Annotated in this window: 1 protein-coding gene (cut by a window edge); it reads left to right on the top strand. The window is 72.0% G+C overall.

Annotation, left to right across the window (positions count from 1 at the left end; translation table 11 throughout):
• Nucleotides 1-17571, top strand: partial view of a non-ribosomal peptide synthase/polyketide synthase gene (locus ACFU6K_RS00480; protein ID WP_380660039.1) — the 3' portion only. Its footprint begins 10317 nt before the window's first position; the window shows 17571 of its 27888 coding nt (coding positions 10318-27888); the start codon falls outside the window, past its left edge; its stop codon occupies nucleotides 17569-17571.
• Nucleotides 17572-17614: the final 43 nt, after the last annotated feature.

The raw sequence follows: 17614 nt of genomic DNA, 5'->3' as shown, positions 1-17614 counted from the left end.
CTCGCCGCCCGCGCGCGCACCTCGCTGAAGAGTGTGCTGCTGGCCGCGCACCTGAAGGTGCTGGGTTCGCTGACCTCGGAGGAGGCCTTCCACACCGGTGTGGTCTACCACGGGCGTCTGGAGGCGCCGGGTGCGGAGCGGGTGCTGGGCATGCACCTGAACACGCTGCCGTTCCCGGCCACCCGTCCGTCCGGCACCTGGCGTGAACTGGTGGAGGGCGTGTACGCCCGCGAGTCGGAGATCTGGGCCCACCGCCGTTACCCGCTGCCCGCCATCCAGCGCGACAGCGGCACCGGCGAGCGCCTGATCACGATGCTCTTCGACCACCAGGACTTCCACCAGGTCGACACCGACACCGTCGACGTCGACGCCAACATCGGCGACGGGGTGAACGAGTTCGCGGTCAACGTCACCGCGGCCCGCGGCCGGATCTCCATCGGCAGCACCACCGAGGTGCTGAGCGGGCGGAACCTGGCGCGGCTGGCGGAGATGTACCGGCTGGTGCTGGAGGCGATGGTCGCGGACTTCGACGGGGACGCCTCGGTGGCGTGCCTGCCGGGGGCGGAGCGGGCCTCGCTGGTGGGTGAGTGGAACGCCACGGTGGAGGTGCCGGTCGACGGTTGCCTGCACGAGGTGTTCGCGGAGCAGGCGGTCCGTACTCCGGACGCGGTCGCGGTGGTCTTCGGCGCCGAGTCGTTGACGTATGCCGAGGTGGACGAGCGGGCCAACAGGCTGGCGCAGCGCCTGGTCGCGCTGGGTGCCGGTCCGGACGACCTCGTGGGTGTCTCGCTGGAGCGCGGTCTGGACCTGGTTCCGACCCTGCTGGGTGTGATGAAGTCGGGTGCGGCCTACCTGCCGCTGGACCCGGTGAACCCGGACGAGCGCCTGTCCTACATCCTTCAGGACGCGGGTGCCCGGATCCTGGTGACCGAGTCCTCGCTGGCCGGCCGGCTGACGGGCTCGTTCGAGGGCCGGGTCGTGGTGCTGGACGACGAGGCGGAGCAGGCGCTGATCGCCGGGCTTCCGGCCGTCGCGCCGGCCACCGCGGTCACCCCGGACAACCTGATCTACGTCATCTACACCTCCGGCTCGACCGGCAAGCCCAAGGGCGTCGCCCTCAGCCACGCCAACGTCCTGCGCCTGTTCACCAGCAGTGAGCGTCACTACCACTTCGACGCCCAGGACGTCTGGCCGCTCTTCCACTCCTACGCCTTCGACGTGTCGGTGTGGGAGATGTGGGGCGCCCTGCTGCACGGCGGCCGCCTGGTGGTCGTCCCCGCGACGGTCACCCGCTCGCCCGACGAGTTCCTGAGCCTGCTGGTCGGGACCGGGGCCACCATCCTGTGCCAGACCCCGACCGCGTTCCGCTCGCTGGTGGCCATGGCCGCCGACGGCGACCCGCGCATCGACCGGCTCAACCTGCGCGCCGTCGTCTTCGCGGGCGAGCGGCTCGACCTCGCCCAGCTGCTGCCGTGGACCGACCGGGTCGGTGCGCAGCGCCCCGCGCTGATCAACATGTACGGCATCACCGAGACCACGGTGCACTCCACCTTCCGCCAGATCACCGACGAGGACCTGGCGCACCCGGCGGACAGCCCGGTCGGCATCCCGCTCGACGACACCGTGATCCACGTCCTGGACGCGGCGGGGCAGCTCGTCCCGGTCGGCGTCCCGGGTGAGATCTTCGTCGGCGGGCCCGCCGTGGCCCGCGGCTACCTGGACCGGCCGGAGCTGACCGCCGAGCGGTTCACCCCGGACCCGTTCGGCCCGGCCGGCTCGCGGCTGTACCGCAGTGGCGACCTGGCCCGCCGACTGGCCGACGGCACCCTGGAATCGCTCGGCCGCATCGACGGCCAGGTGAAGATCCGCGGCTACCGCATCGAGCTCGGCGAGATCGAGGCGACCCTGCGCCGGCACCCGCTGGTGCGGGACGCCGCGGTCACCGTCCACACCACCGCCCTCGGCGAGAAGTCCCTGGTCGCCTACCTGATCCTGACGGAGCAGGGTGCCGACCTGAGCGACCTGCGGGCCCACCTGCGCACCTCGCTGCCGGACTACATGGTCCCGGCCGCCTACGTGCCGCTGGCGGAGATCCCGCTGACCCCCAACGGCAAGCTCGACCACCGCGCGCTGCCCGCGCCCGACCAGGCGTCCTTCGCCACGGTCGAGCACGTGGCGCCGCGCACCCCGGTGGAGGAGCGGCTCGCGGCGATCTGGTCGGACGTCCTGGGCGTCGCCCGGGTCGGTGTCGAGGACAGCTTCTTCGACCTCGGCGGCGACTCCATCCGCGCCGTCCGCCTGGTCGGCGCGGTGCGCACCGCCGGGTACGACGTCTCCATCCGCGACGTGTTCCAGTCGCGCACCATCGCCGCGATGGCGGCCGGCCTCACCGGCCAGGGCGGCGAGTCCCTCGTCAAGGCCGTGGAGCCGTTCGCGCTGATCGGCGCCGAGGACCGGGCCGCGCTGCCCGAGGGCGTCGTGGACGCCTACCCGCTGTCGCAGATCCAGACCGGCATCCTGGTCGAGATGCTCCGGGCCGACGGCCTGGGCACCTACCACAACCTCACCTCCTTCAGGATTCCCGACGAGCGCCCGTTCGACGAGCCCGCGATGCTCCGGGCCGTCGAGGCCGTCGTCGAGCGGCACGACATCCTGCGCACCTCGATGCACCTGAGCGGCTACTCCCAGCCGCTGCAGCTGGTGCACGCCACCGCGCAGCTGCCGGTGACCGTGCACGACTGGCGCGGCCTGGACGAGCAGCAGCGCGAGGAGCACGGCCGTGCGTTCGCCGAGCGGGACCGGGCCGAGGGCTTCGACCTGGCCGTGGGGCCGCTGATGCGCGTCGCGGTGCACCTGGAGTCGGACGAGGCCTGGCGGCTGACCCTCAGCCACAACCACGCCGTCACCGAGGGCTGGAGCTACCACTCGCTGCTCATGGAGCTGCTGGCGTCCTACCAGCACCTGCGCGACGGCCGTGAGCTGCCCGCCTACGAGGCGCCGGCCGTCCGCTACGCCGACTTCATCGCGGCGGAGCTGGAGTCGCTGGCCTCCGAGGAGGACCGCGCCTTCTGGCGGGACGTCGTCGCCGGCCACGCCCCGGCCCGGCTCCCCGAGACCTGGGCCGACGACCAGGGCAGCGCCGAGGACGTCCACCGGGTGTACGTCCGGTACCAGGACCTGGAGGAGGACCTGCGCCGACTGGCGACCCGGGCCCGGACCTCGCTGAAGAGCGTGCTGCTGGCCGCGCACCTGAAGGTGCTGGGCTCGCTCGGTACGGAGGACGCCTTCCACACCGGTGTGGTCTACCACGGCCGTCTGGAGGCCCCCGGCGCCGAGCGGGTGCTCGGCATGCACCTGAACACCCTGCCGTTCCCGGCCACCCGTCCGTCCGGCACCTGGCGCCAGCTGGTGGAGCAGGTCTACGCCCAGGAAGCGGAGATCTGGGCCCACCGCCGCTACCCGCTGCCCGCCGTCCAGCGCGACAGCGGCACCGGCGAGCGCCTGATCACGATGCTCTTCGAGCACCAGGACTTCCACCAGGTCGACACCGACACGGTCGACGTCGACGCCAACCTGACGTCCGCGACCAACGAGTTCGCACTCAGCGTCGTGGCCTCGGGCGGGCGCATCAACATCGGGACCTCCACGGCCGTCGTCGGCCGTGCGGCCCTGGAGCGCTTCGGTGCGATGTACCGGTTGGTGCTGGAGGCGATGGCGGCCGACCCGGAGGGGGACGCGTCGGTCGTTCCGCTGCCGGAGGCGGAGCGGGCTTTGCTGCTGGGTGAGTGGAACGCTGTGGTGGAGGTGCCGGTCGACGGTTGCCTGCACGAGGTGTTCGCGGAGCAGGCGGCCCGTACCCCGGACGCCGTCGCGATCACCTTCGCGGGTGAGTCGCTGACCTACGCCGAGGTGGACGCGTGGGCCAACCGGCTCGCGCACCACCTGCAGGGCCTGGGCGCGGGCCCGGACCGGCTCGTGGGCGTGTGCCTGGAGCGCGGTCTGGACCTGGTCCCGACCCTGCTGGGTGTCATGAAGTCGGGTGCGGCCTACCTGCCGCTGGACCCGGTGAACCCGGACGAGCGCCTGTCCTACATCCTCCAGGACGCGGGTGCCCGGATCCTGGTGAGCACCGCCGATCTGGCGGAGCGGGTGACCGACTCGTTCGACGGCCGGATCGTGCTGCTGGACGGCGACAGCCGTGAGCAGATCGCGACCCGCCCGGCCACCGCGCCGGCCACCGCGGTCACCCCGGACAACCTGATCTACGTCATCTACACCTCCGGCTCCACCGGAAAGCCCAAGGGCGTCATGGCGAGCCACGCCAACGTCCTGCGGCTCTTCCCGGCGATCCAGGACGACTTCGGGTTCACCGGCAGCGACGTCGGCGTGCTCTCGCACTCGTACGCCTTCGACTTCTCCACCTGGGAGATGTGGGCCGTCCTGCTGAACGGCGGCCGTCTGGTGGTCGTGTCCAACGAGACCACCCGCTCGCCGGAGGACTTCGTCGACCTGCTGGTCGCCGAGCAGGTCACCTTCCTGTCCTACGTCCCCTCCGCGTTCGGCGCGGTGGCCGCCATGGCGGCCACCGGCGACCCGCGCATCGACCGGCTCGCCCTGCGGCTGATCGCCGTCGGCGGCGAGCGTGTCGAGGTCCCCCAGCTCCAGCCGTGGGCGGACCGGATGGGCCTCGACCACCCGGTGCTGCTCAACGTCTACGGCCCGACCGAGACCACGGTGATCGCCACCGCGCACCGGCTCGTGACGGAGGACTTCGACCACCCGTCCCGCAGTCTCCTCGGGCACAAGTTCCACGACGTCCGGATCCACCTGCTCGACGCCGACGGCCAGTTGGTGCCCGTGGGCGTGGTCGGCGAGATGTGCATCGGCGGCCCCGGCGTGGCCCGCGGCTACCTGGACCGTCCCGAGCTGACCGCCGAGCAGTTCATTCCGGACCCGTTCGGCCCGGCCGGTTCGCGGTTGTACCGCAGTGGCGACCTGGCCCGCCGGCTGGCCGACGGCACCCTGGAGACGCTCGGCCGTGTCGACACCCAGGTGAAGGTGCGCGGCTACCGCATCGAGCTCGGCGAGATCGAGAGCGCGCTGCACAAGCATTCCGGCGTCAAGAGTGCCGTGGTGACCGTCCACGAGAACTCCGCGGGGGAGAAGTCCCTCGTCGCCTACGTCGTCGCCGACGGCGGCACGGCCGTCGACGCCGGCCTGCTGCGCGGGCACCTGGGCGGCATCCTGCCCGACTACATGATCCCGTCGGCCTTCGTCGCCCTCGGCTTCATCCCGGTGAACGCCAACGGGAAGGTCGACCACCGCGCGCTGCCCGCGCCGGGCCGCTCGGCGTTCGCGGCCTCGCGGCACGTGGCGCCGCGCACTCCGGTGGAGGAGCGCTTCGCCGAGGTGTGGGGTGAGGTGCTGGGCCTGGAGAAGGTCGGTGTCGAGGACAGCTTCTTCGACCTCGGCGGCGACTCGATCCGTGCGGTCCGCCTGGTCGGCGCGCTGCGCACCGCCGGGTTCGAGGTGTCGATCCGCGACGTGTTCCAGTCGCGCACCATCGCCGCGATGGCGGCCGGCCTCACCGGCCAGGCCACCGACGGGTCGCTGGTCACCACGGTGGAGCCGTTCGCGCTGATCGGCGACGGGGACCGGGCCGCGCTGCCCGAGGGCGTCGTGGACGCCTACCCGCTGTCACAGGTGCAGACCGGCATGCTGGTCGAGATGCTGGCCGCCCAGGAGCGCGGCGAGTCGGCCTACCACAACATCAACTCCTTCCGGATCCCGGACGAGCAGGCCTTCTCCCCGGAGGCGCTGCGCGAAGCCGTGGCCGTGCTGTCGCAGCGGCACGAACTGCTGCGCACCTCCGTGGCTCTCAGCGGCTACTCCCAGCCGCTCCAGCTGGTCCACGCCGCCGCGCAGCTGCCGGTGACCGTGCACGACTGGCGGGGCCTGAGCGAGGAGCAGCGCGAGGAGCGTGCCCGCGTCTTCGCCGAGCAGGACCTGGCGTCCGGCTTCGAGCTGTCGGCCGCGCCGCTGATGCGGCTCGCCGTCCACCTGGAGTCGGACGAGGCCTGGCGGCTGACGCTCAGCCACTGCCACGCCGTCACCGAGGGCTGGAGCGTCAACAGCCTCCTCATGGAGCTGATGGAGTGCTACCAGTACCTGCGCGACGGCCGTGAGCTGCCCGCGTACGAGGCGCCGTCGGTCCGGTACGCGGACTTCATCGCGGCCGAGCTGGAGTCGCTGGCCTCCGAGCAGGACCGCGCCTACTGGCGGGACGTCGTCGCCGGCCACGCCCCGGCCGAGCTGCCGGCCACCTGGGCCGACGACGCCGACCTGGTGGCCGAGAACCTCGGCGCGCGGGTGCCCTTCCACGACCTCGAGGAGAAGCTGCACCGCCTGGCGAACGACGCCAAGGCCTCGCTGAAGACCGTGCTGCTGGCCGCGCACCTGAAGGTGCTGGGCATGGTCGGCACCGAGGACGCCTTCCACACCGGTGTGGTCTACCACGGGCGTCTGGAGGCCCCCGGCGCCGAGCGGGTGCTCGGCATGCACCTGAACACCCTGCCGTTCCCGGCGCTGCGCGCCTCGGGGACCTGGCGTGAGCTGGTCGAGCGGGTCTACGCCCGCGAGTCGGAGATCTGGGCCCGCCGCCGTTACCCGCTGCCCGCCATCCAGCGCGACAGCGGCACCGGCGAGCGCCTGATTTCGATGGTCTTCGACTACCAGGACTTCCACCAGGTCGACACCGGCACCGTGGACACCGCGTCCAACCTCGACGCGGGCGGCAACGAGTTTCTCCTCAGCGTGATCGCCGCCGGCGGCCACCTCAACATCGGCACTTCGACCGATGTGCTCGGCCGTGCGGCCCTGGAGCGCTTCGGTGCGATGTACCGGCTGGTGCTGGAGGCGATGGCGGCCGACCCGGAGGGGGACGCTTCGGTGGTCCTGCTGCCGGAGGCGGAGCGGGGGCTGCTGCTGGGTGAGTGGAACGCCACGGTGGAGGTGCCGGTCGACGGTTGCCTGCACGAGGTGTTCGCGGAGCAGGCGGCCCGTACCCCGGACGCCGTCGCGATCACCTTCGCGGGTGAGTCGCTGACCTACGCCGAGGTGGATGCGTGGGCCAACCGGCTCGCGCACCACCTGCAGGGCCTGGGTGCGGGCCCGGACCGGCTCGTGGGCGTGTGCCTGGAGCGCGGTCTGGACCTGGTCCCGACGCTGCTGGGTGTGATGAAGTCGGGTGCGGCCTACCTGCCGCTGGACCCGGTGAACCCGGACGAGCGCCTGTCCTACATCCTCCAGGACGCGGGCGCCCGGATCCTGGTGAGCACCGCCGACCTGGCGGAGCGGGTGACCGACTCGTTCGACGGCCGGATCGTGCTGCTGGACGGCGACAGCCGTGAGCAGATCGCGACCCGCCCGGCCACCGCGCCGGCCATCGCGGTCACCCCGGACAACCTGATCTACGTCATCTACACCTCCGGCTCCACCGGAAAGCCCAAGGGCGTCAGCCTCACCCACGCCAACGTCCTGCGCCTGTACAGCGCGACACGCGAGCAGTTCGCCTTCGGTGCCGACGACGTCTTCACCCAGGCGCACTCGTACGCCTTCGACGTGTCGGTGTGGGAGATGTGGGGAGCCCTGCTGCACGGCGGCCGGGTCGTCGTCGTCCCGACCGACGTCAACCGCTCGCCCGGCGAGCTGCTCGACCTCCTGGTCGCCGAGCAGGTCACCGTGATGCTCCAGACCCCGACCGGATTCCGGGCCCTCGCGGCCCTGGCCGGCGACGGTGACCCGCGCATCGACCAGCTCGACCTGCGGCTCGTCGGCTTCGGCGGCGAGAAGCTGGAGACCTCCGAACTCCAGCCGTGGGTAGACCGGATGGGCCTCGACCGGCCCGCCCTGGTCAACCTGTACGGGCCGACCGAGACGACCATGCACTGCGCCTACCACCGGATCGGCGCCGAGGACCTCCGGCGGCCGAGCCGCAGCAACATCGGGCGTCCGCTGCGCGACCTCTCCGTCCACCTGCTCGACGCCGACGGCCAGTTGGTGCCGGTCGGGGTGCCCGGCGAGATCCACGTCGGTGGCCCCGCACTGGCCCTCGGCTACCTCGACCGGCCGGAGATGACGGCGGAGAAGTTCGTCCCGAACCCCTTCGGTCCGGCGGGCTCGCGCCTCTACCGCACCGGCGACCTGGCCCGGCGACTGCCGGACGGCTCGCTGGACTTCCTCGGTCGCGTCGACACCCAGGTGAAGATCCGCGGCTACCGCATCGAGCTCGGCGAGATCGAGACCGCGCTGCGCCGGCACCCGGCCGTCCGCGCCGCGGTGGTGACCGTCATCGAGGGGGCTCAGGGCGCCAAGCAGCTCGTCGGCTACTACGTGCCGCAGCAGGGCGCCGCACCGGCTGCCGCACAGCTCCGCGAGCACCTCGCCGCCGACCTGCCCGCCTACATGGTGCCGACGGCGTTCGTCGCCATTGACGCCATCCCGCTCACCAGCAACGGCAAGCTCGACCACCGCGCGCTGCCCGCGCCCGACCAGGCGTCCTTCGCCACGGTCGAGCACGTGGCGCCGCGCACCCCGGTGGAGGAGCGGCTCGCGGTGATCTGGTCGGACGTCCTGGGCGTCGCCCGGGTCGGTGTCGAGGACAGCTTCTTCGACCTCGGCGGCGACTCCATCCGTGCCGTCCGGCTGGTCGGCGCGCTGCGCACCGCCGGGTACGACGTCTCGATCCGCGACGTGTTCGAGTCACGGACGATCGCCGCGATGGCGGCCGGCCTCACCGGCCAGGGCGGCGAGTCCCTCGTCACGGCCGTGGAGCCGTTCGCGCTGATCGGCGAAGAGGACCGGGCCGCGCTGCCCGAGGGCGTCGTGGACGCCTACCCGCTGTCGCAGATCCAGACCGGCATGCTCGTCGAGACGATGGCCGCCGGCCCGGCGGACCGGGCGGTCTACCACAACCTCAACTCCTTCCGGATCCGCGACGACCAGCCGTTCTCGCTGCCGGTCTTCCAGCAGGCGGTGGACGTCGTCGTCCAGCGGCACGACATCCTGCGCACCTCGATGCACCTGAGCGGCTACGCGCTGCCGCTCCAGCTGGTGCACGCCACGGCGGACTACCCCGTGACGCTGTGGGACCTGCGCGGCCTGGACATCGAGGAGCAGGAGCGCCGCAAGGCCGCCTACCTCACACAGGAACGCGCCGTGGTCTTCGACCTGACGGCCGCACCGCTGCTGCGGATGTCCGTCCTGGTCGAGTCGGACGGCTCGTGGCGGCTCAACTTCACCTACCACCACGCCGTCTCCGAGGGCTGGAGCTACAACGCCCTGATGATGGAGCTGCTGGCGTCCTACCAGCACCTGCGCGACGGCCGTGAGCTGCCCGCCTACGAGGCGCCGGCCGTCCGGTTCGCGGACTTCGTCGCGGCGGAGCTGGAGTCGCTGGCCTCCGAGGAGGACCGCGCCTTCTGGCAGGACGTGGTGGCGGAGCACGCGCCGCTGCGGCTGCCGGAGCCGTGGGCCGCACCGGAGCGCGACCCGCAGGACCGGCACGGTCTGCGCGTCCCCTTCCACGACCTGGAGGAGGGCCTGCGCACCCTCGCCGCCCGTGCCGGCACCTCGCTGAAGAGCGTGCTGCTGGCGGCGCACCTGAAGGTGCTGGGCTCGGTCACCTCGGACCAGGCCTTCCACACCGGTGTGGTCTACCACGGGCGTCTGGAGGCGCCGGGCGCCGAGCGGGTGCTGGGCATGCACCTGAACACGCTGCCGTTCCCCGCCACCCGCGCGTCCGGGACGTGGCGTGAGCTGGTGGAGCGGGTCTTCGCGCAAGAGGCGGAGATCTGGGCCCACCGCCGCTACCCGCTGCCCGCCGTCCAGCGCGACAGCGGCACCCGCGAGCGCCTGCTCACGGTGATGTTCGAGTACCTCGACTTCCACCACGTGGACGGCGAGACGGTCGACACCGACGCCGGCTTCAACGACGGCTTCAACGAGTTCGCGCTCAACGTGGTCCCCAACAACGGCCACCTCAACATGGCGACCAGCGGTGAGTTCCTGAGTCGTGAGGCGCTGGGGCGTCTTGCGGGGATGTACCGGCTGGTGCTGGAGGCGATGGCGGCGGATCCGGACGGTGACGCGTCGGGTGTGGTGCTGGCGGAGGCGGAGCGGGCCGCGTTGGTGCGTGGTGGTTCGTCGGTGGAGTGGGGTGCGGGTTCGGCTCTGGAGTTGTTCCGGGCTCGTGCGGCGGCTGCGCCGGATGCGGTCGCGGTGGTGTTCGGTGAGGAGCGGGTGTCGTATGGCGAGCTGGATGCGTGGTCGTCGCGGATCGCGGGCCGGCTGCGCGGGCAGGGGATCGGCGCCGGTTCGGTGGTGGGCCTGTACCTGGACCGCGGCCCCGGTGTCCTGGCGGCGATGCTGGGTGTGTGGAAGGCGGGTGCCGCTTACCTTCCGGTGGACCCGTCGCTTCCGGCCGAGCGGGTGGGTTACATGCTCACCGACTCGGGTGCCGCGCTCGTTCTGACCGACGCCGACCCGGCCGGGCGCCTGGGAGAGTACGCCGGTCCGTGGCTGGAGCTGGACGGCGGCTCCGAGGAGAGCTGGGACGGCATCGTCCCGGCTGTCGATGAGCTGGCGTACGTCCTCTACACCTCGGGATCCACCGGTCGTCCCAAGGGTGTGATGATCGGCCACGGTGCGCTGGTGAACCTGCTGGGTTCGATCCGTGACGACGTGACTCCGGGTGCTCCGGGCACGTGGCTGGCCTCGACGTCGGTGTCGTTCGACATCTCGGGTCTGGAGCTGCACCTGCCGTTGATCACCGGTGGGACGATCGTGCTGGCCTCGGCCGAGCAGGCGAAGGACGCCGCGGCGCTGGTGGAGCTGGTGACCCGTAACGAGGTCACTCATGTCCAGGCGACTCCGTCGGGTTGGCGTCTGCTGCTGGCGGCGGGCTTCGACGATGTGTCGGTGACCGCGCTGGTGGGTGGTGAGGCGCTGACCGTGGGTGTGGCGCGGGAGCTGCTGCCCAGTGTGGGTCGTCTGGTGAACGTCTACGGTCCGACCGAGACGACGATCTGGTCCGCTCAGGGCGAGGTCCCGGAGGGGGTGGAGCGGGTCTCGATCGGTGGTCCGCTGGCCAACACCCGGCTGCACGTTCTGGACGGTGGCCTTCAGCCGGTGCCGCAGGGCGTGACGGGCGAGCTGTTCATCGGTGGTGACGGTCTGGCCCGCGGCTACCTGGGCCGCCCCGACCTGACGGCCGAGAAGTTCGTCCCCAACCCCTTCGGTCCCGCAGGTTCACGCCTGTACGCGACCGGTGACCTGGCCCGTGTCCTCCCGGACGGCACGCTGGAGTGCCTGGGCCGCGCCGACGGCCAGGTGAAGGTCCGCGGTTACCGCATCGAGCTGGGCGAGATCGAGAGCGCCCTGCGCGAGCACGCCTGGGTCCGCGACGCCGTCGTGACGGCCCAGGAGGACGCGCACGGGGACAAGTCCCTGGTCGCCTACGTCGTCAGTGCCGACGGTTCCGGCCTGGACACGGTCGCGCTGCGGGAGTTCCTGTCCCGCTCGCTGCCCGAGTACATGGTCCCGGCCGCTTTCATGGAGCTGGCGGCCATCCCGCTGACCAACAGCGGCAAGGTCGACCACAAGGCCCTCCCGGCCGTCGACCAGAGCGCGTTCGCCACCGCCGAGATCGTCGCCCCGCGCACCCCGCTGGAGGAGCGGCTCGCGGCGGTCTGGTCGGACGTCCTGGGCGTCGCCCGGGTCGGTGTCGAGGACAGCTTCTTCGAGCTCGGCGGCGACTCCATCCGCGTCGTCCGCCTGGTCGGCGCCCTGCGCGCCACCGGCTACGACGTGGATGTCCGGTCGGTCTACCAGCACGGGACGATCGCGGAACTGGGCACGTACATCTCCGGCCAGGAGGTCGGTGGGTCCCTGGTCACAGCCGTGGAGCCGTTCGCGCTGATCGGCGCCGAGGACCGGGCCCTGCTGCCGGTGGGCGTCGTGGACGCCTACCCGCTGTCGCAGATCCAGACCGGCATGCTGGTCGAGATGGTGGCCGCTCAGGAGCGCGGCGAGTCCGCCTACCTGAACATCAGCTCCTTCCGCATCCCGGACGCCGAGTCCTTCGACGCCGCCGCCTTCACGGAGGCCGCCGCCGTCGTGGCCGGCCGCCACGAGGCCCTGCGCACCTCGATGCACCTGAGCGGCTACTCGCAGCCGATGCAGCTGGTGCACGCCGACACCCAGGTGCCGGTGGCGCTGCACGACCTGCGGGGTCTCGACTCCACTCAGCAGATCAAGGCGCTGCGGGCCTTCTCGGTGAAGGAGCACGCTGCCGCGTTCGACCTCGGGACCGCGCCGCTGCTGCGGATCGCGATCCACCTGGAGTCGGACGAGGCCTGGCGACTGACCTTCACCTACAACCACGCCATCGCCGAGGGCTGGAGCTACCACTCGCTGCTCATGGAGCTGCTGGCGTCTTACCAGCACCTGCGCGACGGCCGTGAGCTGCCCGCCTACGAGGCGCCGGCCGTCCGGTTCGCCGACTTCGTCGCGGCGGAGCTGGAGTCGCTGGCCTCCGAGGAGGACCGCGCCTTCTGGCAGGGGATCGTGGACAACCACGCTCCTGCGCAGCTGCCCGACTCCTGGGCCGACCCGGCGACCGCCGGGGCCCGCGAGCCGCTGGGGACGGACGTCGCCTTCGGCGACCTCGAGGACGGCCTGCGCACCCTCGCCGCCCGTGCCAGGACCTCGCTGAAGAGCGTGCTGCTGGCGGCGCACCTGAAGGTGCTGGGCATGCTCAGTGCGGAGGAGGCCATTCACGCGGGTGTGGTCTACCACGGGCGTCTGGAGGCGCCGGGTGCGGAGCGGGTGCTGGGCATGCACCTGAACACGCTGCCGTTCCCCGCCACCCGCCCGTCGGGCACGTGGTGTGAGCTGGTGGAGCGGGTCTTCGCGCAGGAAGCGGAGACCTGGGCCCACCGCCGGTACCCGCTGCCCGCCGTTCAGCGGGACTCGGGGCAGAGTGGCCGGCTCATCGCGGTGCTCTTCGAGTACCTCGACTTCCACCAGGTCGACACCGAGACGGTCGACATGGCCGGCAACCTGAACGTCGGCGGCAACGAGTTCGCGCTCAACGTCGCGGCGATCGGCCAGCGGATCATGCTCAACACGACGTCGGACGTCGTCGGCCGTGAGGCGCTGGGGCGTCTTGCGGGGATGTACCGGCTGGTGCTGGAGGCGATGGCGGCGGATCCGGATGGTGACGCGTCGGGTGTGGTGCTGGCGGAGGCGGAGCGGGCCGCGCTGGTGCGTGGTGGTTCGTCGGTGGAGTGGGGTGCGGGTTCGGCTCTGGAGCTGTTCCGGGCTCGTGCGGTTGCTTCGCCGGATGCGGTCGCGGTGGTGTTCGGTGAGGAGCGGGTGTCGTATGGCGAACTCGATGCCGAGTCTTCGCGGATCGCGGGCCGGCTGCGCGGGCGCGGGGTCGGGTCCGGATCGGTGGTCGGTCTGTATCTCGACCGTGGTCCGGGTGTTGTGGCGGCGATGCTGGGTGTGTGGAAGGCGGGGGCTGCGTATGTTCCGGTCGATCCGTCGCTTCCGGCCGAGCGGGTGGGTTACATGCTCACCGACTCGGGTGCCGCGCTCGTCCTGACCGACGCCGACCCGGCCGGGCGCCTGGGTGAGTACGCCGGTCCGTGGCTGGCGCTGGACGGCGGCTCCGAGGAGAGCTGGGACGGCATCGTTCCCGCCTCGGACGACCTCGCCTACGTGCTCTACACCTCGGGTTCGACCGGTCGCCCCAAGGGCGTGATGATCGGGCAGGGTGCGCTGGTGAACCTGCTGGGTTCGATCCGCGACGACGTCACGGGCGACAATGCGGGCACGTGGCTGGCCTCGACGTCGGTGTCGTTCGACATCTCCGGCCTGGAGCTGCACCTGCCGTTGATCACCGGCGGGACGATCGTGCTGGCCTCGGCCGAGCAGGCGAAGGACGCGACGGCGCTGGTGGAGCTGGTGGCCCGCAACGAGGTCACGCATGTCCAGGCGACTCCGTCGGGTTGGCGTCTGCTGCTGGCGGCGGGCTTCGACGATGTGTCGGTGACCGCGCTGGTGGGTGGTGAGGCGCTGACCGTGGGTGTGGCGCGGGAGCTGCTGCCGAAGGTCGGTCGCCTGGTGAACGTCTACGGTCCGACCGAGACGACGATCTGGTCCGCGCGGGGCGAGGTCCCGGCGGAGGTGGAGCGGGTCTCGATCGGCGGCCCGCTGGCCAATACTCAGCTCTTCGTCCTGGACAGCGCTCTGGAGTTGGTACCGCAGGGTGTGACCGGCGAGCTGTTCATCGGCGGTGACGGTCTGGCCCGCGGCTACCTGGGCCGCCCCGACCTGACGGCCGAGAAGTTCGTCCCGAACCCCTTCGGTCCCGCAGGTTCACGCCTGTACGCGACCGGTGACCTGGCCCGCGTTCTTGCCGACGGCACCCTGGAGTGCCTGGGCCGCGCCGACGGCCAGGTGAAGATGCGCGGTTACCGCATCGAGCTGGGCGAGATCGAGAGCGCCCTGCGCGAGCACACCTCCGTCCGCGACGCCGTCGTGGCCGCCCAGGAAGACGCCCAGGGTGACAAGTCCCTGGTTGCCTACGTGGTCCCGGCCGGCGGCTCCGGCCTGGACACGGTCGCGCTGCGGGAGTTCCTGGCCCGCTCGCTGCCCGAGTACATGCTCCCCACGGCCTTCGTCGCCCTGGACGTCATCCCGCTGACCAACAGCGGCAAGGTCGACCACAAGGCCCTCCCGGCCTCCGCCACCACCGCGCTCTCCCGGGCGGCCTACGTCGCCCCGCGCACCATGGTGGAGGAGCAGCTGGCGGCCATCTGGTCCGATGTCCTCGGCATCGACCGCATCGGCGTCGAGGACAGCTTCTTCGAGCTCGGCGGCGACTCCATCCGGGCTCTGCGGATGCTGTCCGCGGGCCGGGAGGCGGGTCTCCCGCTGGCGGTCTGGATGGTCATGCAGGCCAAGAACCTGCGTGAACTCGCCGCCCTGGCGCAGGGTGACGGCGGTCGGACGCCGGAGCAGGACGGGATCGCGCTGCTCGCGGAGCAGCACCGGCTGCTCGGCGCGCAGGCCACCGGCGGACGCACGGTGCAGCTGCCGGTGAACGGGCAGGCCGACGCGGACGTCCTCGAAGAAGCGCTGCGGGCCGTGGTGCAGCACCACCAGGCGCTGCGTCTGCGGTTCGACGAGGCCGCCGACGGCCGCGCCCACCTGGCGGAGCCGAACACCGAGGCCCTGGTCCATGTCGTGGACCTCGGCGAGGTGCCGGCCGCCGAGCGGTCGGCGCGGATCGAGCGGGCGGTCGTCGAGGGCCGGGCGCGCCTGGACACGCGGGGCGGTTCGCTGGTGGACGCGACGCTGATCCGCTTCGGCGCGGAGAGCGGCGCGGCCGACCAGATCTGGCTGACCGTCCACGAGCTGGCGGTCGACCGGGCGTCCTGGACGGTCCTCGTCGAGGACCTGAACACCGCGTACCGGCAGCTCAACGAGGGCCTTCCGGCGACGCTGCCGCCGGTGGCGTCCCCGCTGCACTGGTGGGCGGAGCAGAAGCTGAAGCAGGCGCACTCCGACGAGCTGCTGGACCAGGCCGAGCTGTGGCTGGACCGGCCGAAGGGGGCCGCGCTCCCGGTGGACCGTGCCCGGGTGGAGACCACCCACGCCACGGCCAACACGGTCACGGCGACCCTGCCGTCCGAGCTGACCGCGTCCCTGCTGGCCGACGCGAACCCGGAGCACCTGGTGCTGACGGCGGTGGGCCGTACGCTCGCGCGCTGGGCGCAGGCCGACCGGATCGCCGTCGAGATCGCCGGTGACGCCCGTGGTGGCGCGACGGCGGACACGGCCGGCGACCCGTCGCGGACGGTCGGCCCGCTGGACCACGGCTACCCCGTGACCCTGCGGCTGCCGCTCGGCCGGGACGCGCAGTCCTCGCTGAAGTCGGTCGCCCGGCAGATGCGCACCCTGCCCGACCCGGTGCAGGGATACGGACTGCTGCGTCACCTGGCGCCGGACCCGGAGGTGGCCGAGGAGCTGGCCGCCCTCCCGGCACCGGAGGTGCGGTTCTCCTTCACGGCGCCGCGGTCCGCCGCCGGCAGGCCGACGGCCCGCTCCCTGAACGGGACGCCGCCGCTGGTCTACCTCGCGGAGCGGGTCGTGGCCACGGCCGCCCCCGAGGCCCCGCGGGCGCACCTGCTGGAGATCGACGCGTACGTGTACGAGGGCCGGCTGTACGTCGAGTGGGTCCACAGTACGGACGTCCACGAGGCGGCGACCGTCCGCCGGCTGGTCGACGAGCAGATGGCGGAGCTGCGGGTGCTGCTCGGCGAGGACGACGGTTCCGACGCCGCGTCGGGCCGCCGCCCGGTGCGCCGGTCGAGCCGGAGCAGCGCGGCCGAGTCGGTGCTCGCGGACCTGCGGGCCGAGGAGGTGATGGCCGACCACGCCATCCCGGGCGCCAGCCTCGCCCTGATCCACGACGGTCAGGTGACGGCGGTCCGCAGCTACGGCGTCCTCGGCGCAGGGCAGAGCGAGCCGGTCACCCCGGACACCCTGTTCGCGGTGGGGTCGATCAGCAAGCACGTGACGACCTACGCGGCACTGCGGCTGGTCTCGGAGGGTCTGCTGGACCTCGACCGGGACGTCAACCGCGATCTGACGTCCTGGCAGGTCCCCGGGGAGTTCCAGGAGCCGGTCACGGCGAGGCTGCTGATGGCGAACCTGGCCGGGTTCGCCCCGCACCCGGCCGTGAACGAGGGCCACTACCCGGACGACGACGAGCAGCCGACGGTGCTCGACATGCTGTACGGGCGGGCGCCGGCCAAGACACCGCCGGTGCGCCGCCAGGACGTGCCCGGCCAGGTGTTCCGACAGAACTCGGTGCACTACTCGGTGCTCCAGCAGGTGATGTCCGACCTCACCGGTGAGGCCTTCCCCGACCTGGTGAAGCGTCTGGTGTTCACGCCGCTGGGCATGACGGGCAGCAGTTTCGACCCGATGTTCCCGCACGCCTCCGGGCGGCCCTTCGCCCGGGGACACGACGTGGTGGGCACCCAGGTACGGGGCGGCTACATCGTCCAGCCGGAGCCGGCCGCGGCCGGGATGTGGAGCACCGCCGAGGACCTGGCCAGGTTCGCCGTCGAGATCCGGCGCGGCTACCTGGGGTACTCGGGCGGCCTGGTCGACCAGCAGCTGGTGCGGCAGATGCTGTCGCCGCAGTCGGACCGCAACTACGGCTGGAGCACCATCGTCGACACCACCAGTGGGGACGTGGAGTTCGGCCACGGCGGTCAGGCCTACGGCTACCAGGCGATGACCGGGCTGCGGGTGCACTCGGGTGTCGGCTCGGTCCTGCTGACCAACGCGGTGAGCGGGCGTGAGCTGGTGAAGCACATGATCGTCGCCACCTGGTCCGCGCGGACCAGGGTCGCGGGACTGTGGCAGAAGGCCATCGACGAGGCCGTGCAGCAGGAACGGGCGCGCGCGGCGGTCGCGGGGCAGCACCGGTGACCGTTCCCACGGCGACGCCGTCGGCACCGGCCCGGGCCCTGCC

Source organism: Kitasatospora sp. NPDC057512 (assembly GCF_042802135.1).
In the GTDB taxonomy this organism is placed as follows: Bacteria; Actinomycetota; Actinomycetes; order Streptomycetales; family Streptomycetaceae; genus Kitasatospora.
Note: the sequence above shows the minus strand (reverse complement) of the source record. Positions and strands in the feature narration are given on the sequence as shown.